Raw genomic sequence first — 19,298 nt, forward strand, 5'->3', positions numbered from 1 at the left:
TAGACGGCGCTGAAAATCCCTGCGTGGGGCTATCATTCGTGGCTGTGAGCAGCGCGAAAAACGACGGCGTTCCCCTCAAGGCCGGCAAGAAGAAATCGGCCCGGGCCGCGGTGAAGATTCCCGACGCCGTCTATGAAGCCGAATTGTTCCGGCTGCAAACGGAATTGGTGAAACTGCAGGAGTGGGTGCGCCATTCCGGGGCGCGGCTGGTGGTGGTCTTCGAGGGCCGCGACGCTGCCGGCAAGGGCGGCGCGATCAAACGGATCACCGAATATCTCAGCCCGCGGGTCGCCCGTGTCGCCGCGCTGCCGGTGCCCACCGATCGCGAACGCGGCCAATGGTATTACCAGCGCTACATCGCGCACTTGCCCAGCAAGGGTGAGATCGTGCTGTTCGACCGATCGTGGTACAACCGGGCCGGCATCGAGAAGGTCATGGGATTCTGCACGCCGCAGGAGTACGTGCTGTTTTTGCGGCAGACCCCGATCTTCGAGCAGATGCTGATCGACGACGGGATATTGCTGCGCAAATATTGGTTCTCGGTTTCCGAGGCCGAACAGCTGCGCCGGTTCAAGGCGCGGCTGAAAGACCCGGTCCGGCGCTGGAAACTGTCTCCGATCGATCTGGAATCGGTATACCGGTGGGAGGACTATTCACGCGCGAAGGACGAGATGATGGTGCACACCGATACCCCGGAGAGTCCGTGGTACGTCGTGGAATCCGACATCAAGAAGCACGCGCGACTGAACATGATGGCCCATCTGTTGTCCACGATCCCCTACCACGCCGTCGAGGCGCCCCCCGTCAAGCTGCCGCGGCGTCCCGTCGTGACCGGCAACTACCAGCGCCCGCCGCGTGAGCTGTCGAGGTATGTCGACGACTACGCGGCCACGCTGATCTAGCCGTGGCCACTGTCTACATTCCCGCCACGCTGGCCATGCTGCAGCGGCTGGTCGCCGACGGCTCGTTGGCTGCGGTCAACGGGACGGCGTTCGCGCTGACGCCGGCGTTGCGCGAGGCCTACGCCGAGGGCGACGACGACGAGCTCGCCGAGGTGGCGCTGCGCGAGGCGGCGCTGGCGTCGCTGCGGCTGCTGGCCGGCGCCGAACACGAAGCCGAACACGGCGCCCTGCCGCCGCGCCGCGCGGTGCTGGCGGCCGACGTCGACGACCTCACCTACCGTCCCGACCTGGACGACGCCGTGGTCAGGTTGGCCGGGCCGGTCCGGATCGAGGACGTGATCGCCGCCTACGTCGACAACGCCGCCGCCGAACCGGCGGTGGCCAAGGCGATCGAGGCCGTCGACGCCGCCGACCTGGGGGACGAGGATGCCGACCTGATCGTCGGCGACGCCCAGGACCATGACCTGGCCTGGTACGCCAGCCAGGAGCTGCCGTTTCTGCTGGAGCTGTTGTAACCGCACGCCTGGCCGCGACGCCGAGGGTACGGTACCGTAGGTTACGGTACCGTAGCTTTTGGCTCTGGCGTTGACCGCACGCCGCAATTGCGAGGCAGGAGCTTCCAACATGAGCAACACCATGAGCAAGACGACATCGCCCATCACTGCCAACCTTGGCGACACCAAGCGACCCGTGGTCGCGGGGGCAGAGCGGCACCCCGGCTGGCACGCGCTGCGCAAACTCGCCGCGCGCATCACCACGCCGCTGCTGCCCGACGACTACCTGCACCTGGCCAATCCACTCTGGTCGGCGCGGGAACTGCGCGGCCGCGTGGTCGACGTGCGCCGGGAGACCGAGGATTCCGCGACCCTGGTGATCAAACCGGGCTGGGGCTTCAACTTCGACTACCAACCCGGCCAATACATCGGCATCGGACTGTTGATCGACGGGCGCTGGCGGTGGCGGTCGTACTCGCTGACCTCGAGCCCGGCGACGTCGGCGTCGGCGCGGACCGTGACCATCACCGTCAAGGCGATGCCCGAGGGCTTCCTGTCGAGTCACCTGGTGGCCGGTGTCGAGCCGGGCACCGTGGTCCGGCTGGCGGCGCCGCAGGGCAACTTCGTGCTGCCCGACCCGGCGCCCGCCTCGATCCTGTTCCTCACCGCCGGCTCCGGGATCACGCCGGTGATGTCGATGCTGCGAACCCTGGTGCGCCGCAACCAGATTGGTGACATCGTCCACCTGCACTCGGCGCCCACCGAGGCCGACGTGATGTTCCGCGGCGAGCTGGCCGCCCTGGCGAACGAGCACCCCGGCTATCGCCTGCAGTTGCGGGAGACCCGCACCCGCGGCCGGTTCGACCTGTCCCTGCTGGACCGCGAGGTGCCCGACTGGCGCGAGCGCCAGACCTGGGCCTGCGGTCCGGAAGGGATGCTGAACGCCGCGGAGCGGGTATGGTCGGCCGCGGGCATCGGCGAGCAGTTGCATCTGGAGCGCTTCGCGGTGTCCAAGGCCGCACCCGCCGGCGCCGGCGGCATGGTCACCTTCGCCAGGAGCGGGCGCAGCATCGACGCCGACGCGGCGACGTCGTTGATGGATGCGGGCGAAGCCGCCGGGGTGCAGATGCCCTTCGGCTGCCGGATGGGTATCTGTCAGTCGTGTGTGGTCGGCCTGGTCGAGGGGCACGTCCGCGATCTGCGCACCGGCGCCGAACACGAGCCGGGGACCCGGGTGCAGACCTGCGTGTCGGCCGCATCCGGGGATTGCGTGCTCGACATTTAAAGGCTACTCATAGGTAACCTACGGCGTCGTAGGTTACGATAGCGTAGGTCTGGGACGGATGAACGGACCGAACAATATGACCGCAGGGAGATGACGACGATGGCGATCACAGACGTCGACGTATTCGCCCATCTGACGGACGCCGATATCGAAAACCTGGCCGTTGAGCTCGATGCCATCCGCCAGGACGTGGAGGACTCGCGCGGCGAGCGGGACGCCCGCTACATCCGCCGCACCATCGCGGCCCAGCGCGCGCTGGAGGTGACCGGCCGGCTGCTGCTGGCCGCCAGCTCGCGGCGCTCGGCCTGGTGGGCGGGGACGGTGACCCTGGGCGTGGCCAAGATCATCGAGAACATGGAGATCGGCCACAACGTCATGCACGGGCAGTGGGACTGGATGAACGACCCCGAGATCCACTCCTCGACGTGGGAGTGGGACATGAGCGGGTCGTCCAAGCACTGGCGATACACCCACAACTTCGTGCACCACAAGTACACCAACATTCTCGGGATGGACGACGACGTCGGCTACGGCATGCTGCGCGTCACCCGCGACCAGCGTTGGAAGCGCTTCAACCTGTTCAATCTGGTGTGGAACACGTTGCTGGCCTTGCTTTTTGAATGGGGAGTGGGCCTGCAGCACGTGGAGATCGGCAAGATCCTCAAGCGCCGGATGGACCACGAGGAAGCCCGGCAGCGGATCGACGAGTTCCTGGCCAAGGCGGGTCGCCAGGTGGTCAAGGACTACGTCGCGTTCCCGGCGCTGACGTCACTGTCGCCCGGCGCGACCTTCCTGTCCACCTTGAAGGCCAACGCGATGGCCAACGTGATCCGCAACGTGTGGGCCAACGCTGTCATCTTCTGCGGCCATTTCCCGGACGGCGCAGAGAAATTCACCAAGACCGACATGATCGGCGAGACCAAGGGACAGTGGTACCTGCGCCAGATGCTGGGCAGCGCCAATTTCGAGGCCGGCCCGGTGTTGCGGTTCATGAGCGGCAACCTGTGTCACCAGATCGAGCACCACCTGTACCCCGATCTGCCCAGCAACCGGTTGCACGAGATCTCGGTGCGGGTACGCCAGGTCTGTGACAAGTACGACTTGCCTTACACCACAGGATCTTTCCTGTTCCAGTACGCGAAGACATGGCGCACGCTGGCCAAGCTCTCGCTGCCGAACAAGTATCTGCGCGACGACGCCGACAACGCTCCGGAGACCCGCAGCGAGCGGATGTTCGCCGAGCTGGATCCCGATTTCCTGGGCACCGATCCGGCTACCGGCCGTCGCCGCGGGCTCAAGTCCGCGATCGCGGCCGTGCGCGGTTGGCGGCGCGGCAAGCGGGCGTCCGTGGCGCGCCGCACCGGCGGCGAGCTGGCGGCCTAACCGCCCGTTGGCTTTTAGCGCCGGCCCAGCCTTCGCCGCAGCGCGCCGAACGTGTTCTCACGGCGAATATTTCGCTGATCTGTCGCACTCAGTGCACGCTCGGCGCGACGTTGTTTGCGGGGTCCGCCGTCGAGTCCGGGGTCACGGGTGGGCGACGAGGTAGGTTTCGTTGTCCAGCCCCGCGGTGAGTTCGTCGACGTCGAAGGGTCGGTCGAGCCTGGCGCGCAACGCTTTCGGGTCGACGAGCAGGCTGATCTCGGCGGTCTGCCGCGCGAACAGCCGACCGATCAGCGGATAGAGGCGGCGCATGATCGCCCGCTCCGCGGTGCTGCAGCGCGAGGCGCAGTAGCCGACGTGCCCGATCTCGTCGGTGAGGATTTCGCTGTAGAGCAGTTCGATGCGCTCGGCGACCTGCGGCTCGTCGGCGAACAGTGCACTGCCGACCCGGCGAAGTTCGTCGAACAGGATGCAGCCGGCCATCTCGGCGGCTCCGACGAACATGAAGCCGAGCCGTTCCGGAAGAAACACTCCGGTCTTGACGAACTGGCGCATCACGAACGGCGGCGGGACCACCTGAAAGGTCAGGTCGAACACGTCCAGGGCGTACGCCAGCAGCCGAGTGTGATAGTGCTCCTCGAGTTCGAGATAGACATTCTCGGGCGGCAGGCTCTCGTCGCTGTTGCGCCCGTAGGTTTCGCCGAGCCCGACGCCGAATCGCTCGGCCTGGTTGAGCTTCGCGGTGGCCAGCAGAAACAGCATCTTGTCGTCCAGGCCGGGTTCGGGTTTCCGGCGGCGCAGGTTGCGCAGGAAGGTGGCTCGGTCGGCGGGACGCGCCGAGCGCACCGGGTTGGCTTCGATCTGGGTGAAGAACTGCTCGCGATTGGCCAGTCGCCTGTTGAGCAGGTCGGCCTCGCCGTCACGTCGCGCCAGGAAGGCTCGGTAGCCCTCGATACCGGTGGCAGTCATCGTTTCTCCATCCCTTTGACAATCGTTGTCACGTAATGACTTAACAGCGCACCGTCGTGTGCGCCGGTGGCCAGCAGCGCGAACAGCCCGGTGAGGAAGAACGTCGCGAGTTCGGCCGCGTCGACGTCGGAGGCGACCTGCCCGGCGTCCTGGGCCCGGCCGATGACGCCCACCAGGAACTGTCCGAGCGGGTGCTGCGCCAACTCGTCTTCGACCGGCCGCGTCGAGCAGAAGTGCAGTCCGAGCATGTCCCGGAAAACCGCTGGGCCCAAACGTTTTTCCGCGCTGAGCACGTGCTGCACGAGTTGGTTGAGCACCGCCGCCAGATCGCCGGTGGCGCCGCCGAGTTCGCTGACGATCCGGGTTTCCTCGGCGCGCTCCACCTCGACGAGGACGTGCTCCTTGGTCGGGAAGTGGAAGTAGAAGGTCCCGCGGGCCACGCCCGCGTCGGCGACGATGGCGCTGACGTCGGCGGCGGCCAGGCCCCGTTGTGAAATCTCGGCCAGCGCCGCGTCGAACAACCGGGCGCGGGTTTCCCGCCGGCGTGCCTCACGGACACCGCCGCCGCTCGCGGACGGCGTCGCTGGTGACTGCATGGACGCACCGTACGGCATTTCGCTGACGCTCGTCAATGACGAGTGTCAGCGAATGTCACACCATCGTCCCCGCCGCCGCCTGTTGCACCCATTGCCTGATCGCCGGGGCCAGCCAGCGTCGCAGGTAGCCGCGAAGCTGGTCCGCGTCGCGCGGCGGATCGCTGGGGTTGGCCAGAAAGGAGTGCACGGCGCGCAGCGACCATTCGACCAGTTCGTCGAGGGTCCGCGACGCCATCGGCGTGCGCTCCCAGTCGACCGAGGTGTGCTCGACCAGGACCTGTTGCCCGACGCGGCGCGCTGTCTCCGACGTGATGCTGCGCAGCAGCGCGTGGGACGGCTCCTCCAGCAGGAGCTGGAGGTAGGGCTCGTCGGGAACCGCGGTGACGGTCAGGACGACGCCCTCGACGACGGCCTCGGCGATGTCGTCGATCGCGCTCAGGCGTTCGGCCATGGCTTCCAAGAACTTTCGGGTGCCCTCGGTGGCCACCGCCCGCAGCAGGGCGGTGGTGCTGGGGAAGTATCGGTACACGGTCTTCCGGCTGACCCCGAGCTCGGCGGCGACGTCGGCGATGGTGGTCTGCCCGCCGCGGCGCCGCACGCACCGGTCGGCCGCCGCCACGATCCGCGCGACGGCATCCTCGTCGCTGCGCGGCGGCTCGCCCTGCCAGCCGTGAGTCCGCATGCCTGCAAATGTAGTCAATGCTGGACAGTGGCGACACACATTTGTTAGACATGTATCGTCAAGCTTTCGGTAAGCGCGTGCAGCTTGTGCGTGCGCCTGGAACTGAGGACGCCCGACGATGAGCGGTCAATGTAGCGACGACATCGAGCGCATCGCCAACCGGCTCGGGTTCGGCTGTGAGCACGCCGCACCGTGGGTGACGCTGAGAAACCCGTTCGGACTGGCGAATTGGACGCTGCCGGTGCTCGAGCTGCTGATGGTCGCGGGCGCGGTGCTGGCGCTGTGGTGGGCGATTCGCCGGCTGCGGCGCGACCGCGATCCCGTCAACATCGTGATCTGGTTCGCCACGGTGATCTACCTGCTGATCGTGGAGCCGCCGCTGTACTTCCCGACGGTCTTCCGCGTCGACAGCACCATCGGTGCGGTCTTCGCGCACAACGTCTTCACGGTGCAGTTCATGTACGACCGGCTGCCGCTCTACATCGTCGGGCTCTATCCCGCGATGCTGACCCTGGCCTACGAAGTGGTCCGCAGCCTCGGCGTGTTCCGGGACTGGGGCGCGATCGTCGGCGCGGTGTGCGTGGGGTTCGTGCACAACTGCTACTACGAGATCTTCGACCAGCTGGGTCCGCAACTGCGCTGGTGGGCGTGGAACGCCGACAACGCGATCAACCGCCCGATGCTGGCGTCGGTGCCGCTGAGCAGCGTCCTGCTCTTCGCCACGGTCGGGCCGGCCTGCGTTGCGCTGTTCGCCCAGCTGCTGGTGACCCGCCCGATCGAGCGGGGCCGCCGGCTGAGCCGAATTGCCTTGACCGGCCGCACATTCGGCGTGGCCGTGCTGGTGCCGGTCGGCCTGGTCGTCGCCAACGTCCCGATACTGCTGACCGGCGGCCAGCATCCCGACGGTGGGTTGCGGCGGGCGCTGTACTTCGCTCTTCTGGGCGTGTTCGCCGTGGTGGCCATCCCGGTGCTGTTGCGGCAGTGGCGCAATGCCGCGTTCACACCGAGCGCGCCCAACACCTTCGTCGCGATCTTCGGATCCGCGTATTTGCTTGTTCTCGGGTCGCTGTGGGTGTCGGCCATGCCCGCCTACCTGAACGCCGCGCACGGGCTCACCCGTGACGGAACGCCGACCGGCAGCCTGGCCTACGCACTGGTGTGCTTCGTGCTCGCGGTGGCGCTGACCGTTTCGGTGACGGTCCCCGTGGGCCGTCTAAGCGCGCTCCTTCGGCGAACCGACCGGCGCGAGGTAATGCCATGACAGAACTACGGATTCGGCGCATCCGCTTCGACCTCGACGGCGAGGTCCCGTTCAATTGGAACGCGGGCAATCCCGCCTTCTCCACCTACATGAACATGGTCTCGATGATGGCGATCTGCTTCGAGAAGATGCTCGTCTCGGCGGTGCGAGAGGCCATGCCCCGCATCACCGACCCCGCGGTCGCCGACGAGGCGGAGGCGTTCCTGCGTCAGGAGGCCCAACACGCCAACGCGCACCGCCAGCACCTGCGTGCCCTGATCCGGAGCCACCCCGGGCTGCGGGAAATCCTCGACGCGGCCGTCGCGTCCTATGACCACCTCACGGAGTCCACCCCGCTGAACTTCCGGCTGGCCTACATCGCCGATCTGGAAGCAACTTTCACGCCGTTCTTCAAGATGCTGCTCGACAACGAGGCCACGCTGTTTCGCCCCGGCGACGAACGCGTGGCATCGCTGCTGATGTGGCACTTCGTCGAGGAGGTGGAGCATCGCAGCTCGGCCCTGGTCGTCTACGACGCGGTCGTCGGCGACAAGTGGTACCGGCTGCGGGTGCTGCCCCGCGTCGTCAAACACCTGATGCAGGTCGCCACCAGGCTGTTCGACGGCATCGACGCCGCCGTGCCGCGATCGGAACGCGGCGTGGACGCACGGGATTTCGCCCCGTGGCGCGGCCTGACGCCGAGGCGTGATGCCGGTCCCGGTCCGCGGGTGCGGCCCGCGCTGCACACGGTGCCCTGGAAGCAGAAGCTCGGCACCGCCGCCCGGGTGCTGATGAGCCAGGCGCCACTGCACGATCCCGCCAAGGAGCCACTTCCGGTGTTCGCCGATCGCTGGTTCCAGCGGTACAGCCAGGGGGATGACGTATGCCACTGGTACTCAAGCGAACTCTGATACCGAGCCGGTCACGTTGACGGCCAGCGCGGCCAATTTCTCGTCCAGCGCTTCCGCGGCGGCGAGCAATTCCGGATTGGGCGCCGGGTCCCTCTCCGGAACCATCAGTGACGACGGCTTGACGTAGGTCAGGCTGCTGCCGGAACCCTCCTCGGCGAGCAGCAGTTCGACCGGGGCGAACAACCCGGCCGTGACGTCGTGGCGCAGCATGGTGATCGCGATCAGCGGGTTGCCGAGGATCACGCGCAGCGCCCTGCGCTCGATGCCGGCCTTGGTGATCCAGGCGCCATGATCGATGAGGCCTATCAGCATGAATCCGCTTGGGCCGACGTGGGATTCGATGCGTTTGCGGTACGACTCCCAGTCGCCGGCGTCGGTGGCGATGTCGTTGAGCGGCACCGGTTGCTCGCCGATGTCGGCGAGCAGCGCGGCACGCAGTTGGTCGTAGCTCTTGGCGCTGTCGTAGTGCACCCGCACGCCGTGAAAGGGGATGTACCGGGTCTCGGTCACTGGCCTAACTCAACCGCTCGATGATGGTGGCGTTGGCCATGCCGCCGCCCTCGCACATCGTCTGCAGGCCATACCTTCCGCCGCGTTGCTCCAGCGCGTTGACGAGAGTGGTCATGATGCGGGCGCCGCTGGCCCCCAACGGATGTCCGATCGCGATCGCCCCGCCGTTGACGTTGGTCTTGTCCAGATCCGCGCCGGTGTCCTGCGCCCAGGCCAGCACGACGGGGGCGAACGCCTCGTTCACCTCGAACAGGTCGATGTCGGCCAGCGTCAGGCCCGCCTTCGACAGCACCTTCTCGGTGGCCGGAATCACGCCGGTCAGCATGTAGAGCGGGTCGGAGCCGACCACGGCGGTGGTGTGGATCCGGGCCAGCGGCCGCAGACCCAGCCGCGCGGCGGTCTCGTTGCTGGTGATCAGCACCGCGGCGCTGCCGTCGGACAGCGGCGAGGAGTTGCCGGCCGTGATCTCCCAATTGATCTGCGGGAAGCGGGCTTCGGTGGCTTCGCTGTAGAACGCGGGCCGTAGTCCGGCCAGCGTCTGTACCGTGGTGCCGGGCCGGATGAACTCGTCGGTGGCCAGCCCGGCGATCGGGATGAGCTCGTTGTCGAACAGCCCGTCCTTGGTGGCGCGGGCGGCCTTCTCGTGGCTGGCGGCGGAGAACTCGTCGAGCTGGGTGCGCGAGAATCCCCACTTCGCGGCGATCAGTTCGGCGCTGATCCCTTGCGGCACCAGGCCTTCGGGATAGCGGGCGTTCATCGCCTCGCCGAATGGGTTGCTGCCGGGCAGCACCTGGGAGCCCATCGGGACGCGGCCCATCGACTCCACCCCGGCGGCGATCACCACGTCATAGGCGCCGGCGATGACGCCCTGGGCCGCGAAGCTGATCGCCTGCTGGCTGCTGCCGCACTGGCGGTCGATGGTGACACCGGGAACCGACTCCGGGAAACCCGCTCCCAACAACGCGTTTCGTGCGATGTTGACCGCCTGGTCGCCGACCTGGGTGACGGCGCCGGCAATGACGTCGTCGACCTGCGCCGGATCGACTCCGGTGCGCGCCACCAGCTCCCGCAGGCTGTGGGCCAGCAGGTCGGCGGGCAACACGTCGTGCAGCGCACCACTGGCCTTGCCCTTGCCGATCGGGGTGCGGACGGCCCCGACGATGACGGCGTCGCGGTTCATGGCTCCTCCTCGAGTCCAGGTCTGGATATATTCGACTGTACTCAGATAAGCACCTCGGTATGCTTAAAGCAACTCAGCCGAGGAGGTGATTTGGATGACACTGCTGCAGGGGCCGCTGGCCGACCGCGATGCCTGGTCGGCGGTGGGGGAGTGCGCGATCGAGAAGACGATGGCCGTCGTCGGCACCAAGTCCGCGATGCTGATCATGCGCGAGGCGTACTACGGCACCACCCGGTTCGACGACTTCGCCCGGCGGGTGGGCATCACCAAGGCGGCCACTTCCGCGCGGCTGGCGGAGCTGGTCGAGCTGGGGCTGCTGAAACGGCGGCCGTATCGGGAACCCGGGCAGCGCAGCCGCGAAGAGTACGTGCTCACCCAGGCCGGAATCGACTTCATGCCGGTGGTGTGGGCGATGTTCGAGTGGGGCCGGCGTCATCTGCCGGGGCGTCACCGGTTGCAGCTGACCCACCTGGGCTGCGGCGCCGAGGTCAGCGTCGAAATCCGTTGCGCCGACGGGCATTTGGTGCCGCCCGACGAACTGGGTATGCGGTTGGCTAAGAAGTCTGGTTGAGCGCGTCCAGCAGCCGTCGGGCGGCGGCGACGCGGCGGGCGGCGGGTCCGGTCAGCGTGTCCAGGGCGCATTCGGGGTCGGCGGGCGGTCCCATGTGCCCGCAGCCGCGCGGGCAGTCCGCGATGGCCTCCGCCAGGTCCGAGAACGCCATCACGACGTCGTCGGGCTGGATGTGGGCCAGGCCGAAGGACCGGATGCCCGGCGTGTCGATCACCCAGCCGGTGGTGCCCAGCCGCTCGGTCAACGGCAGCGCCACCGACTGCGTCGAGGTGTGGCGCCCCTTGCCGATCTCGGTCACCGCGCCGACGGCCCGGTCCGCGTCGGGCACCAGGCGGTTCACCAACGTCGACTTGCCGACGCCGGAATGCCCGAGCAGCACGGTGATCTTGCCCGCGAGCAGGTCGGCCACCGCGGGCAGGGGATCGTCGCGGCCCGCGGCCACCACGGTCAGGTCGAGGTCGGCGAACTGCTGCGCGAACGGCTCCGGCGGGGCCAGGTCGGTCTTGGTCAGGCACAGGATCGGCACCAGCCCGCCGGCGTAGGCGGCGATCAGCGCCCGGTCCACCAGGCCGGTGCGCGGCGGCGGATCGGCCAGCGCCACCACGATCAGCAGCTGGTCGGCGTTGGCGACCACCACCCGCTCGGTCGGATCGGTGTCATCGGCGGTGCGCCGCAACACCGTTCGGCGCTCGCCGCGACGCACGATGCGGGCCAGCGTGTCCGGCCGCCCGGACAGGTCGCCCACGACGTCGACGTCATCGCCGACCACGATCGGCGTGCGACCGAGTTCGCGCGCCCGCATCGCGGTGACCCGGCGGTCCGGGTCGCCGCCCAGCACGCATCCCCAGCGGCCGCGGTCGACGCTGACCACCATGGCGGCCCGCGCGTCGGCGTGCTCGGGACGGGTCTTGGTGCGCGGCCGCGAACCGCGGCCGGAGCGGATCTTGACGTCGGACTCGTCGTAGTCGCCGGGTCTCACATGCCGTGCTCTTCCCCGTCCGGCAGGCTGGTATCCAGCATGCGGGCCCACAGCCGCGGAAAGTCCGGCAGCGTCTTGTTGGTGGCGCCGATGTCGTCGACTCGGACCCCGGCCACCCGCAGCCCGACGATCGCACCGGCCATCGCCATCCGGTGGTCGGCGTAGGCGTGCCACACCCCGGAGTGCAACGGCGTCGCGGTGATCACCAGGCCGTCGGGTGTTTCGGTGCAGTCGCCGCCGAGGCGGTTGATCTCGGCGCTCAGCGCGGCCAGCCGGTCGGTCTCGTGGCCGCGCAGGTGCGCGATGCCGGACAGCCGCGACACCGATCCCGGCGTGGCCAGCGCCGCCAGGGCGGCCACCGACGGTGTCAGCTCGCCGACCGCGCGCAGGTCGACGTCGAAACCGTCATAGCTCCCGGAGCCGCGCACCTCCAGAGACGAATCAGTCTGGGAGACAACGGCATTCAGCTTGCCCAACACGCTCAGGATATTGTCGGCGGGTTGCACGCTGTCGGCCGGCCAGCCGGTGATGCGCACGGTGCCGCCGCTGACCACGGCCGCCGCCAGGAACGGAACGGCGTTGGTCAGGTCCGGTTCCACCTCCCAGTGCCGGGCCGCGACCGGCCCCGGCCGCACCTGCCAGCGGTTGGGGACCGAGTCGTCGACGTCGACGCCGGCCTGGCGCAGCATCGCCACCGTCATCGCGATGTGCGGGGCCGACGGCAGCGCCGCGCCGGTGTGTTGCACGGTCAGGCCCTCGGTGAAGGAGGCCGCGCAGAGCAACAGCCCGGAGACGAACTGCGAGGAGGCCGACGCGTCGATGGCCACCGTGCCCCCGGCGAGCGCGCCGCTGCCGTGCACCCGGAACGGCAGGGCGGTGCCTTCGATCCGCACGCCGAGCCCGCGCATCGCGTCCAGCAGCGGCGCGATCGGCCGGGCCCGGGCCTGCTCGTCGCCGTCGAACTCCACCACCGCGTCGGCCAGCGCCGCCAGGGGCGGAACGAACCGCAGCACCGTTCCGGCCAGCCCGCAGTCGACTCGGGCGTGTGGTCCGGGCGCGATGTGGCCGCTGACGGTCAGTTCCGGGCCTGTCCCGTCGACGCGCAGGCCCAGGGTGCGCAGCGCGCCGATCATCAGGTCGGTGTCGCGGCTGCGCAGCGCCCCGCTGAGGGTCGGGGTGCCCCGGCCCTGGGCGGCGGCCAGCGCCGCCAGCACCAGGGCCCGGTTGGTCTGCGACTTCGAACCCGGAACGGTCACGGTCGCGTGCACCGGTTGCGGTGCGAGGGGGGCCGTCCACGTAGTCACCGGTCCATCATCACCTGTCACCGTTTTCGGGCCCAATAGCACTGCGTGGCGCTGCCACTGACCCGTACCCGGTGGCTCTGCCACTGACCCGTACCCGGTGGCTCTGCCACCATGGGAGTCATGTGCGGACGGTTTGCGGTCACCACCGATCCGGCGCAGCTGGCCCAGAAGATCAAGGCGATCGACGAGACCACCGGCGCCGCCCCGAGCGACACGGCTCCCAACTACAACGTGGCGCCGACGTCGACCATCGCCACGGTGGTCAGCCGCCATTCCGAGCCCGAGGACGAGCCGACGCGACGGGTGCGGCTGATGCGCTGGGGATTGGTTCCGCCGTGGGCCAAAGCCGGACCGGACGGTGCGCCCGAGACCAACGGGCCGATGCTGATCAACGCCCGCGCCGACAAGGTCACCAGCTCACCCGCCTTCCGGGCCAGCGCCAAGTCCAAGCGGTGCCTGATCCCGATGGACGGCTACTACGAGTGGCGGGTCAACTCCGACGCCGCGGCCGGCAAAAAGCCCCGCAAGACGCCGTTCTTCATGTACTCCGAGGACGGCGAGCCGCTGTTCATGGCGGGCCTGTGGTCGGTCTGGAAGCCGGCCAAGGACGCACCGCCCCTGTTGAGCTGCACGATCATCACCACCGACGCGCCCGGGGAACTCGCGCAGATCCACGATCGGATGCCGTTGGTGATGCCCGAGCGGGACTGGGACCGCTGGCTCGATCCCGACGCCCCGGTCGACGAGGAGCTGCTGACCCGCCCGCCCGACGTGCACGCCATCCGCATGCGCGAGGTCTCCACGCTGGTCAACAACGTCCGCAACAACGGCCCGGAGTTGCTCGAGCCGGCCAAGCCGGAGCCCGAGCAGGCTCGGCTTCTCTAGCGCCGTCGAGCGCTACGCCGCCTCGTCGTCATCGCCGTCGTCGTCTTCACCCCCGTTCTCCCCGCGGAGGAGTTTTTCGGGGTGGTGGAAGGTGTTGGTGCGGGGTTGGTTTCGGTCTAGGTGGGGTGGTGGGATCCATTCGGTTTCCCCGCGTGCGTTTTTGTGGGTGGTCCAGGCGCCGGGTTGCAGGAGGCGGTGGTGGGGTCCGCAGGCGAAGGTCAGATCGTTGATGTCGGTGGTGTGGCAGGTGGCGTAGTCGGTGCAGTGATGCACCTCGGCGTAGTAGCCGGGGACGGTGCAGCCGGGGGCGGTGCAGCCGCGGTCTTTGGCGTATAACACGATGCGCTGCCCCGGTGAGGCCAGGCGTTTGGTGTGATACAGGGCCAGGGCTTTGCCGTGGTCGAAGATGGCGAGGTAGTGGCGGGCGTGCCGGGATAGCCGGATCACATCGGACATGGGCAGCAGGGTGCCGCCGCCGGTGAGGCCGCGTCCGGCGGCGGTTTCGAGGTCGGCCAGGGTGGTGGTGACGATGATGGAGGCCGGGAGCCCGTTGTGCTGGCCGAGGTTTCCTGAGGCCAGCAGGGCGCGCAGCCCGGCCAGCAGCCCATCGTGGTTGCGTTGAGCCGCCGAGCGGGCATCACCGTCGATGGCGGTTTGACTCGGACTGCCGTCCACGCAGGGGTTTTCATCGAGTGGGTTGCACATGCCGGGGGCGGCGAGTTTGGCCAGCACCGCCTCGAGGGTGGCACGTAGTTCGGGGGTCAGCCAGCCGCGGAGTTCGGACATGCCGTCGGCGTGTTGGTTGCCCAGGGTGAGGCTGCGGCGGCGGGCCCGGTCTTCGTCGCGGTAGAGGCCGTCGGGGTTGAGGCAATCGGCCAGCGTGCCGGCCAGTGCCGCGAGGTGTTCGGGACGATACCGGGTGCCTTCCCTGGCCAGGTCGGTTTCGGCGCGCTCCCGGGTCGCCTGGTCGATCCAACCGGGCAACTGGTGGCAGAACTTACGAATGACGGCCACCTGCTCGAGGCCCAACGACCCGGCGCGTTGCCGCGCGGCGGTGGCCGCCAGCAGCGGCGGCAACGGCTCGCCGGTCAGCCCGACGCGGGGGCCCAGGTCGGCGGCGGTGTGCACCCGCCGGGCGGCCTCGGCGCGGCTGATCAGGGTGGCCTCGGCGATCGCATGCGAAAGCCGGCCCCCCAACTCCGCCGGGCTGGCGTCGCGGGCCAGCGCGTTGATCAGCGGATGCTCGACCGCCGGCAGCCGCCGGCGCAGTTTCTCGCAGCGGTTCAGCAACGCCAACTTCTCGCGCGTGGCCAACGCGGCGTAGTCGCAGTCGAGCAGATCGTCCAGGGCGGCATCGATGGCGTCGAACGCCGCCGACACCGCCTCCCGATCACTACTCATACCTCGCAAACTAGGCGAGCCCACCGACAAAAAATCCCGCAATGTGACCACAGAAACCAAAGTGACACAAGGGATTTAGGCGGCGGCAGGACGCGTGCGCCCACTGCCCGGCCGGTGCGCCAACGCCCTGAGGTTTGGCCAGCCGGCCCGCCACCAACCGGCGCGGAATCAGTTGCTCAGCACCAACTTCCAGTTGCCGTTGACGTTCCGGTCCGGAATGCACCAGAAGTTGTTCCAGTTCCCCGGCGTGGACGCCTTCACGCCCGGGCCGGCATCTTGACATGCCTCCCGGGTGGGATAGTTGCCCTCGGTCTGAATCGTCTCGGCGGTGCCGACGCCCACGCCGATCGTCACCAACCCAGCTAACGCCAGCACGCCGGCACCGGCAAAACGCTTGGCACAACGCTTCATGTCCATCGAATCCTCCTGTGGGCGCGCGAATCGGCATCAACGGTATGCCGAAGCGGGGGACCCCGGAGCGCTTTTCGCCGCCAAGCTAACTTCGCTGCGCCCGCAGTGCCACCGCGGTGGCCACCGCCTCCAGCAGATGGGCGAGTTGCTCGGCGTCGCCGACGTTGCGGTCACCGGCCGCCAGCCGGGTGAAGACACCGGCGATGAACGTCGTCACGGCGGTGGTCTGCGCGTCCAACAGCGCCGGGTCGCGGATGTCGGGCTGGAGGTGGGCGATGGCATCCCGGGCCATCGAGTTGATCCGGCCGGCGAAAACCTGCGAGGTTTCGGCCAGACCGGGATCGCGGGCGGCGCCCAGCAGCAGCTCGTGGCGCGCCCGGTTCAACATCAGCCCGGGCCCACTGGCCTGCATCATGGTGAGCCGCGCCAGGTGCGCGAACGGCGACAGCGGATCGAGCGGCTCGTCGATCACCGACTGCAGGTTGGCGACGTCGATCTCGGCCACCCGCTTGCCGACTCCCTGCAGCAGCGCGGCACGGGTGCGGTAGTAGTACGACGTGGTGCCCTCGGGGACGCCGGCGTAACGGTCGACCTGCCCGTGCGTCAGTCCGCGCGAGCCGTGCTCGGCGAGCACCCGGATCGCGGCGTCACACAGCTGGCGGCGGCGTTCGTCGCCGTCACGCCTGCGGGATCGGGAGTTGGCTGCCATGAGTCACCGAAGGACGGTGCCGCCGTCGATGTTGATGACCTGACCGTTGATCCAATCACCCTCGGCGGAAAGCAGAAACGCGACCAGCGCGGCGACGTCGGCCGGGTCGCCGACGCGCGGCCCACGAATTCGCTTGAGCGCGGCGGCTTCCAGCTCCGGCCATTGCGGCACCGACCGGATGGTCTCGGTGGCGGTGAACCCGGGCGCGACCGCGTTGCACCGGATGTTGTCCTTGCCCCACCGCGACGCGACGTGGCGGGTGAGAGCGCCGATGCCGGCTTTCGCGGTGGCATAGGCCGGCCGGGCGGGCTCACCCTGAAACGCCGCGGCCGATGACATGTTGACGATGGCCCCTCCGCCGCGGTCCAGCATGCGCGGGATGGCGTATTTCATGGCGGCCACATAACCGCGCAGGCTGACCGTCATCACCCGGTCCCAGACGTCGAAGTCGATATCGACCACGTCGGTGTCGGCCCGGATGGTGCTCATGTCGGCGCCCACGTTGAACAGCAGGTCCACGCCGCCGTAAGTCGTTGCGGCACAGTCGATCAGGGTGGCAACCGACGCCGGGTCGGCGAGGTCGAAGGCCACCTGGGTCGCCGTGCCGCCGGCGGCGCCGATGCGGTCGGCCGTCTGCCGCGCGGCGTCGACGGCCACGTCGCCGATGACCACGCGGCAGCCTTCCCCGGCCAGCCGGGCGGCCGTCGCCGCACCGATGCCGGTGGCCCCGCCGACCACGACAGCGATCTTGTCCGCCAGCCCGCGAAGACCCATAAAAATCCCCTTCACCGCCGCAACCCGCCGCAACCGGCCGCAACATATTGACTTTACCTCTAGAACTGTAGAGGATCGCCAGTCATGGCTGGGATTCACCGGGAGCGACCCGGAGCCGGCGACCTGGCGGCCGCCACCGGCGCCCCGGCGACGCCGCTGGGCGACGACGTCTGGATGTCACCCGGGGTGTCGAACTCCTATGCGGTGGCCACCGACGACGGGCGGGTGATCGTCAACACCGGCCTGGTCTTCGAAGGGCCGTTGCACCGCAAGGCATTTGCCGACGTCCCCGGTCCGGCGCGGGCCATCATCGTCACCCAGGGACACGCCGACCACTGGGGTGGCGTGAACGCGCTGCGCGACGGCGCCGACGACGGCGACGACGGCGACGACGGCGACGACCGTGGCACCGACATCGTCATGCATCGCAACTATCGGTACTGGCGCGACGACAACGCGCTGCTGATGGGCTACCGGGTGCCCAAGACGTCGTTCGCCTTCCAAAAGTTCTCCGACGCCATGCTCGAGCACTTCAAGACCATCGAGCCCGCCGCGCTCGACTTCACCTTCCCCGAGCCGACCGTTACCTTCGACCAGCGCATGAACCTGCGTGTCGGCGGGCGCGCCTTCGAGCTGGCGTGGACGCCGGGCGGGGAGACCACCGACGCGCTGGTGGTGTGGCTGCCCGAGGAGCGAATCCTGTTCACCGGCAACCTGTTCGGGCCGCTGTTCGGCCATGTGCCGAACCTGATGACCATCCGCGGAGACCGGTACCGCGACCCCATTCTCTACATCGAGTCGTTGAACACCGTGCTGGAGTTCGGGCCGCAGCGACTGATCACCGGTCACTTCGCCCCCATCGAGGGCGCCGACCGCATCGCCGAGGAAGTCACCGCGATGCGCGACGCCATGCGGGCCGTGCACGACCGCACCGCCGAGCTGATGAATTCCGGCGCCGACCTGTACACGGCCATGCGCGAGGTCAGGGTGCCCGAGCGGTTCGACATCGGCGAGGGGTACGGCAAGACCTCGTGGAATGTGCGGGCCATCTGGGAGATGTACACCGGATGGTTCCGGCACCGCTCCACCACCGAGTTGTACGGTGTGCCACCGGATTCCGTCGCGGCCGACCTGGTCGACGCCGCCGGCGCCGAAACGCTGGCCGAGGCGGCCCGCGCTCACCTGGACGCCGGGCGGCCGGTGCAGGCGCTGCATCTCACCGACCTCGTCCTGGCCGCCGAACCGGCGCACGCCCGGGCGCGTGCGGTCGCCGCCGACGCCCACGAGGCGCTGCTGGCCGGCACCGAAAACTTCTGGGAGAAAGCCTGGCTCACCAAATCGATCCGCGAATTGAGGGACCCGGAATGAACACCGTCCACTTCGACTTCACCGACGCCCGGGTGCTGGTGACCGGCGGCACCAGCGGCATCGGCAACGCGATCGCCACCGCCTTCGCCGGCTCCGGGGCCGCCGTCACGGTGACCGGAACCCGCGCCGCGGCCACCGACTATCCTGACATCGACCTCGGTGCGTTCAGCTACCGGCAGTGCCACATCCAGGATCCGGAATCTGTTGACGCGCTGGCGAACTCACTGTCAAGTCTGGACATACTGGTCAACAACGCCGGCGGGCCCTACCCCGCGGGCGACGAATACGACCCGGACGGCTACGTCGCCTCGGTGGCGCAGAACATGTTCGGCCCGATGCGGCTGACCATGCGCTGTCATGACCTGCTCAAGTCCAGCCGGGCCGCCGGCGGCGCCAGTGTGGTCAACGTCGTCTCGATGTCGGCGTTCCGCTCGGCGGTCTTCGTCCCCGGCTACGCGTCGTCGAAGATGGGCTTGGTCGCCCTGACCATGAACCTGTCCCGCCGCTGGGCCGGCGACGGGATCCGGGTCAACGCCATCGCCCCCGGACTGATCGACACCCGAATGACCCACCCCGCCATGGGAATTCCCGAAGTGATGGACGTCGAGATCGGCTTTCACACCCCGCTGGGCCGGCCGGGCACGCCCGCGGACTGCGCCGGGGCCACGCTGTTTTTGTGTACCGAGGCGGCGTCGTACATCACCGGCAGCACGATTGCGGTCGACGGCGGATACCTGACGGTCTAGG

Annotated in this window: 21 protein-coding genes; 10 read left to right on the forward strand and 11 right to left on the reverse strand. The window is 68.6% G+C overall.

What is annotated here, in order from left to right:
* Positions 1 to 44: 44 nt before the first annotated feature.
* From ppk2 to H7I87_RS08700, 4 genes are all read left to right on the forward strand, one after another.
* Complete coding sequence (ppk2, locus tag H7I87_RS08685; protein ID WP_011725940.1) at positions 45 to 902, forward strand: polyphosphate kinase 2; 858 nt, start codon at positions 45 to 47, stop codon at positions 900 to 902.
* A gap of 2 nt (positions 903 to 904) precedes the next feature.
* Complete coding sequence (locus tag H7I87_RS08690; protein ID WP_003874580.1) at positions 905 to 1,417, forward strand: DUF6912 family protein; 513 nt, start codon at positions 905 to 907, stop codon at positions 1,415 to 1,417.
* Positions 1,418 to 1,538: 121 nt separating this feature from the next.
* Positions 1,539 to 2,681, forward strand: coding sequence for a ferredoxin reductase (locus H7I87_RS08695; RefSeq protein WP_031343632.1), 1,143 nt, complete (start codon positions 1,539 to 1,541; stop codon positions 2,679 to 2,681).
* A 99-nt stretch (positions 2,682 to 2,780) separates the two neighbouring features.
* A complete protein-coding gene (locus H7I87_RS08700; protein ID WP_003874582.1) occupies positions 2,781 to 4,064 on the forward strand; it encodes a fatty acid desaturase family protein in 1,284 nt (427 codons plus the stop codon).
* A gap of 141 nt (positions 4,065 to 4,205) precedes the next feature.
* On the opposite strand, the gene H7I87_RS08705 is transcribed toward H7I87_RS08700, so the two are convergent.
* The 3 genes from H7I87_RS08705 to H7I87_RS08715 are packed head-to-tail and all read right to left on the reverse strand — an operon-like array spanning position 4,206 to position 6,308.
* Complete coding sequence (locus H7I87_RS08705) at positions 4,206 to 5,030, reverse strand: hypothetical protein (protein ID WP_009978711.1); 825 nt, start codon at positions 5,028 to 5,030, stop codon at positions 4,206 to 4,208.
* Positions 5,027 to 5,644 carry a TetR/AcrR family transcriptional regulator gene (locus H7I87_RS08710; RefSeq protein ID WP_009978709.1) on the reverse strand — a complete coding sequence of 206 codons (618 nt, stop codon included), beginning with the start codon at positions 5,642 to 5,644 and terminating at the stop codon, positions 5,027 to 5,029. Before H7I87_RS08710 ends, H7I87_RS08705 begins: the two co-directional genes overlap by 4 nt.
* Positions 5,645 to 5,681: 37 nt before the next feature.
* Positions 5,682 to 6,308: a TetR/AcrR family transcriptional regulator gene (locus tag H7I87_RS08715; RefSeq protein WP_011725938.1), complete on the reverse strand. Its 627-nt coding sequence runs from the start codon at positions 6,306 to 6,308 to the stop codon at positions 5,682 to 5,684.
* Positions 6,309 to 6,426: 118 nt separating this feature from the next.
* On the opposite strand from H7I87_RS08715, the gene H7I87_RS08720 reads away from it, so the two are divergent.
* Together H7I87_RS08720 and H7I87_RS08725 are read left to right on the forward strand one after the other, a co-directional pair.
* Positions 6,427 to 7,569: a hypothetical protein gene (locus H7I87_RS08720; RefSeq protein WP_023860917.1), complete on the forward strand. Its 1,143-nt coding sequence runs from the start codon at positions 6,427 to 6,429 to the stop codon at positions 7,567 to 7,569.
* Positions 7,566 to 8,459 (forward strand): metal-dependent hydrolase, encoded by an 894-nt coding sequence (locus tag H7I87_RS08725; protein WP_033718479.1) that lies wholly within the window; start codon positions 7,566 to 7,568, stop codon positions 8,457 to 8,459. Before H7I87_RS08720 ends, H7I87_RS08725 begins: the two co-directional genes overlap by 4 nt.
* Here H7I87_RS08725 and H7I87_RS08730 read toward each other — a convergent pair.
* On the reverse strand, positions 8,445 to 8,969 hold the full coding sequence (locus H7I87_RS08730; protein WP_033718480.1) for a DUF302 domain-containing protein: 525 nt from the start codon (positions 8,967 to 8,969) through the stop codon (positions 8,445 to 8,447). The genes H7I87_RS08725 and H7I87_RS08730 overlap by 15 nt on opposite strands.
* Positions 8,970 to 8,973: 4 nt before the next feature.
* The gene (locus H7I87_RS08735) at positions 8,974 to 10,149 is read right to left on the reverse strand and encodes a thiolase family protein (protein WP_033718481.1); all 1,176 of its coding nucleotides are present in this window, start codon (positions 10,147 to 10,149) and stop codon (positions 8,974 to 8,976) included.
* A gap of 94 nt (positions 10,150 to 10,243) precedes the next feature.
* Between H7I87_RS08735 and H7I87_RS08740 the strand changes: the two genes are divergently transcribed.
* Positions 10,244 to 10,720: a winged helix-turn-helix transcriptional regulator gene (locus H7I87_RS08740; RefSeq protein WP_033718543.1), complete on the forward strand. Its 477-nt coding sequence runs from the start codon at positions 10,244 to 10,246 to the stop codon at positions 10,718 to 10,720.
* Here H7I87_RS08740 and rsgA read toward each other — a convergent pair.
* Positions 10,704 to 11,699: a ribosome small subunit-dependent GTPase A gene (rsgA, locus tag H7I87_RS08745; RefSeq protein WP_009978701.1), complete on the reverse strand. Its 996-nt coding sequence runs from the start codon at positions 11,697 to 11,699 to the stop codon at positions 10,704 to 10,706. The genes H7I87_RS08740 and rsgA overlap by 17 nt on opposite strands.
* Positions 11,696 to 13,003 carry a 3-phosphoshikimate 1-carboxyvinyltransferase gene (gene aroA / locus H7I87_RS08750; protein WP_033727252.1) on the reverse strand — a complete coding sequence of 436 codons (1,308 nt, stop codon included), beginning with the start codon at positions 13,001 to 13,003 and terminating at the stop codon, positions 11,696 to 11,698. Before aroA ends, rsgA begins: the two co-directional genes overlap by 4 nt.
* Positions 13,004 to 13,123: 120 nt before the next feature.
* On the opposite strand from aroA, the gene H7I87_RS08755 reads away from it, so the two are divergent.
* Positions 13,124 to 13,888: an SOS response-associated peptidase gene (locus tag H7I87_RS08755; protein WP_033727251.1), complete on the forward strand. Its 765-nt coding sequence runs from the start codon at positions 13,124 to 13,126 to the stop codon at positions 13,886 to 13,888.
* A 12-nt stretch (positions 13,889 to 13,900) separates the two neighbouring features.
* Here H7I87_RS08755 and H7I87_RS08760 read toward each other — a convergent pair whose 3' ends face one another.
* The 4 genes from H7I87_RS08760 to H7I87_RS08775 form a co-directional block, all read right to left on the reverse strand.
* The gene (locus tag H7I87_RS08760) at positions 13,901 to 15,289 is read right to left on the reverse strand and encodes an HNH endonuclease signature motif containing protein (protein ID WP_033710910.1); all 1,389 of its coding nucleotides are present in this window, start codon (positions 15,287 to 15,289) and stop codon (positions 13,901 to 13,903) included.
* A gap of 168 nt (positions 15,290 to 15,457) precedes the next feature.
* Positions 15,458 to 15,706 (reverse strand): hypothetical protein, encoded by a 249-nt coding sequence (locus H7I87_RS08765; protein WP_019733251.1) that lies wholly within the window; start codon positions 15,704 to 15,706, stop codon positions 15,458 to 15,460.
* A gap of 79 nt (positions 15,707 to 15,785) precedes the next feature.
* On the reverse strand, positions 15,786 to 16,409 hold the full coding sequence (locus H7I87_RS08770; protein WP_019733250.1) for a TetR/AcrR family transcriptional regulator: 624 nt from the start codon (positions 16,407 to 16,409) through the stop codon (positions 15,786 to 15,788).
* A gap of 3 nt (positions 16,410 to 16,412) precedes the next feature.
* On the reverse strand, positions 16,413 to 17,183 hold the full coding sequence (locus tag H7I87_RS08775; protein WP_033727247.1) for an SDR family NAD(P)-dependent oxidoreductase: 771 nt from the start codon (positions 17,181 to 17,183) through the stop codon (positions 16,413 to 16,415).
* An 84-nt stretch (positions 17,184 to 17,267) separates the two neighbouring features.
* Between H7I87_RS08775 and H7I87_RS08780 the strand changes: the two genes are divergently transcribed.
* Both H7I87_RS08780 and H7I87_RS08785 read left to right on the forward strand, forming a co-directional pair.
* On the forward strand, positions 17,268 to 18,551 hold the full coding sequence (locus tag H7I87_RS08780; RefSeq protein WP_033727245.1) for an alkyl sulfatase dimerization domain-containing protein: 1,284 nt from the start codon (positions 17,268 to 17,270) through the stop codon (positions 18,549 to 18,551).
* Positions 18,548 to 19,297 (forward strand): SDR family NAD(P)-dependent oxidoreductase, encoded by a 750-nt coding sequence (locus tag H7I87_RS08785; protein ID WP_033727244.1) that lies wholly within the window; start codon positions 18,548 to 18,550, stop codon positions 19,295 to 19,297. The genes H7I87_RS08780 and H7I87_RS08785 overlap by 4 nt, the downstream gene beginning before the upstream one ends.
* The last annotated feature ends 1 nt before the right edge of the window (position 19,298 follow it).

Origin of the sequence: Mycobacterium timonense (assembly GCF_025821985.1) — a bacterium.
Taxonomy (GTDB): domain Bacteria; phylum Actinomycetota; class Actinomycetes; order Mycobacteriales; family Mycobacteriaceae; genus Mycobacterium; species Mycobacterium avium.

What these genes read in the sequence shown, in the direction of transcription:
- H7I87_RS08735 (WP_033718481.1), bottom strand. Translation starts at nt 10,149, where the DNA reads ATGAACCGCGACGCCGTCATCGTCGGGGCCGTCCGCACCCCGATCGGC.
- H7I87_RS08695 (WP_031343632.1), top strand. Translation starts at nt 1,539, where the DNA reads ATGAGCAAGACGACATCGCCCATCACTGCCAACCTTGGCGACACCAAG.
- H7I87_RS08720 (WP_023860917.1), top strand. Translation starts at nt 6,427, where the DNA reads ATGAGCGGTCAATGTAGCGACGACATCGAGCGCATCGCCAACCGGCTC.
- H7I87_RS08715 (WP_011725938.1), bottom strand. Translation starts at nt 6,308, where the DNA reads ATGCGGACTCACGGCTGGCAGGGCGAGCCGCCGCGCAGCGACGAGGAT.
- H7I87_RS08760 (WP_033710910.1), bottom strand. Translation starts at nt 15,289, where the DNA reads ATGAGTAGTGATCGGGAGGCGGTGTCGGCGGCGTTCGACGCCATCGAT.
- H7I87_RS08765 (WP_019733251.1), bottom strand. Translation starts at nt 15,706, where the DNA reads ATGGACATGAAGCGTTGTGCCAAGCGTTTTGCCGGTGCCGGCGTGCTG.
- H7I87_RS08710 (WP_009978709.1), bottom strand. Translation starts at nt 5,644, where the DNA reads ATGCCGTACGGTGCGTCCATGCAGTCACCAGCGACGCCGTCCGCGAGC.
- H7I87_RS08780 (WP_033727245.1), top strand. Translation starts at nt 17,268, where the DNA reads ATGGCTGGGATTCACCGGGAGCGACCCGGAGCCGGCGACCTGGCGGCC.
- H7I87_RS08785 (WP_033727244.1), top strand. Translation starts at nt 18,548, where the DNA reads ATGAACACCGTCCACTTCGACTTCACCGACGCCCGGGTGCTGGTGACC.
- H7I87_RS08755 (WP_033727251.1), top strand. Translation starts at nt 13,124, where the DNA reads ATGTGCGGACGGTTTGCGGTCACCACCGATCCGGCGCAGCTGGCCCAG.
- H7I87_RS08775 (WP_033727247.1), bottom strand. Translation starts at nt 17,183, where the DNA reads ATGGGTCTTCGCGGGCTGGCGGACAAGATCGCTGTCGTGGTCGGCGGG.
- H7I87_RS08725 (WP_033718479.1), top strand. Translation starts at nt 7,566, where the DNA reads ATGACAGAACTACGGATTCGGCGCATCCGCTTCGACCTCGACGGCGAG.
- H7I87_RS08770 (WP_019733250.1), bottom strand. Translation starts at nt 16,409, where the DNA reads ATGGCAGCCAACTCCCGATCCCGCAGGCGTGACGGCGACGAACGCCGC.
- H7I87_RS08740 (WP_033718543.1), top strand. Translation starts at nt 10,244, where the DNA reads ATGACACTGCTGCAGGGGCCGCTGGCCGACCGCGATGCCTGGTCGGCG.
- H7I87_RS08700 (WP_003874582.1), top strand. Translation starts at nt 2,781, where the DNA reads ATGGCGATCACAGACGTCGACGTATTCGCCCATCTGACGGACGCCGAT.
- H7I87_RS08705 (WP_009978711.1), bottom strand. Translation starts at nt 5,030, where the DNA reads ATGACTGCCACCGGTATCGAGGGCTACCGAGCCTTCCTGGCGCGACGT.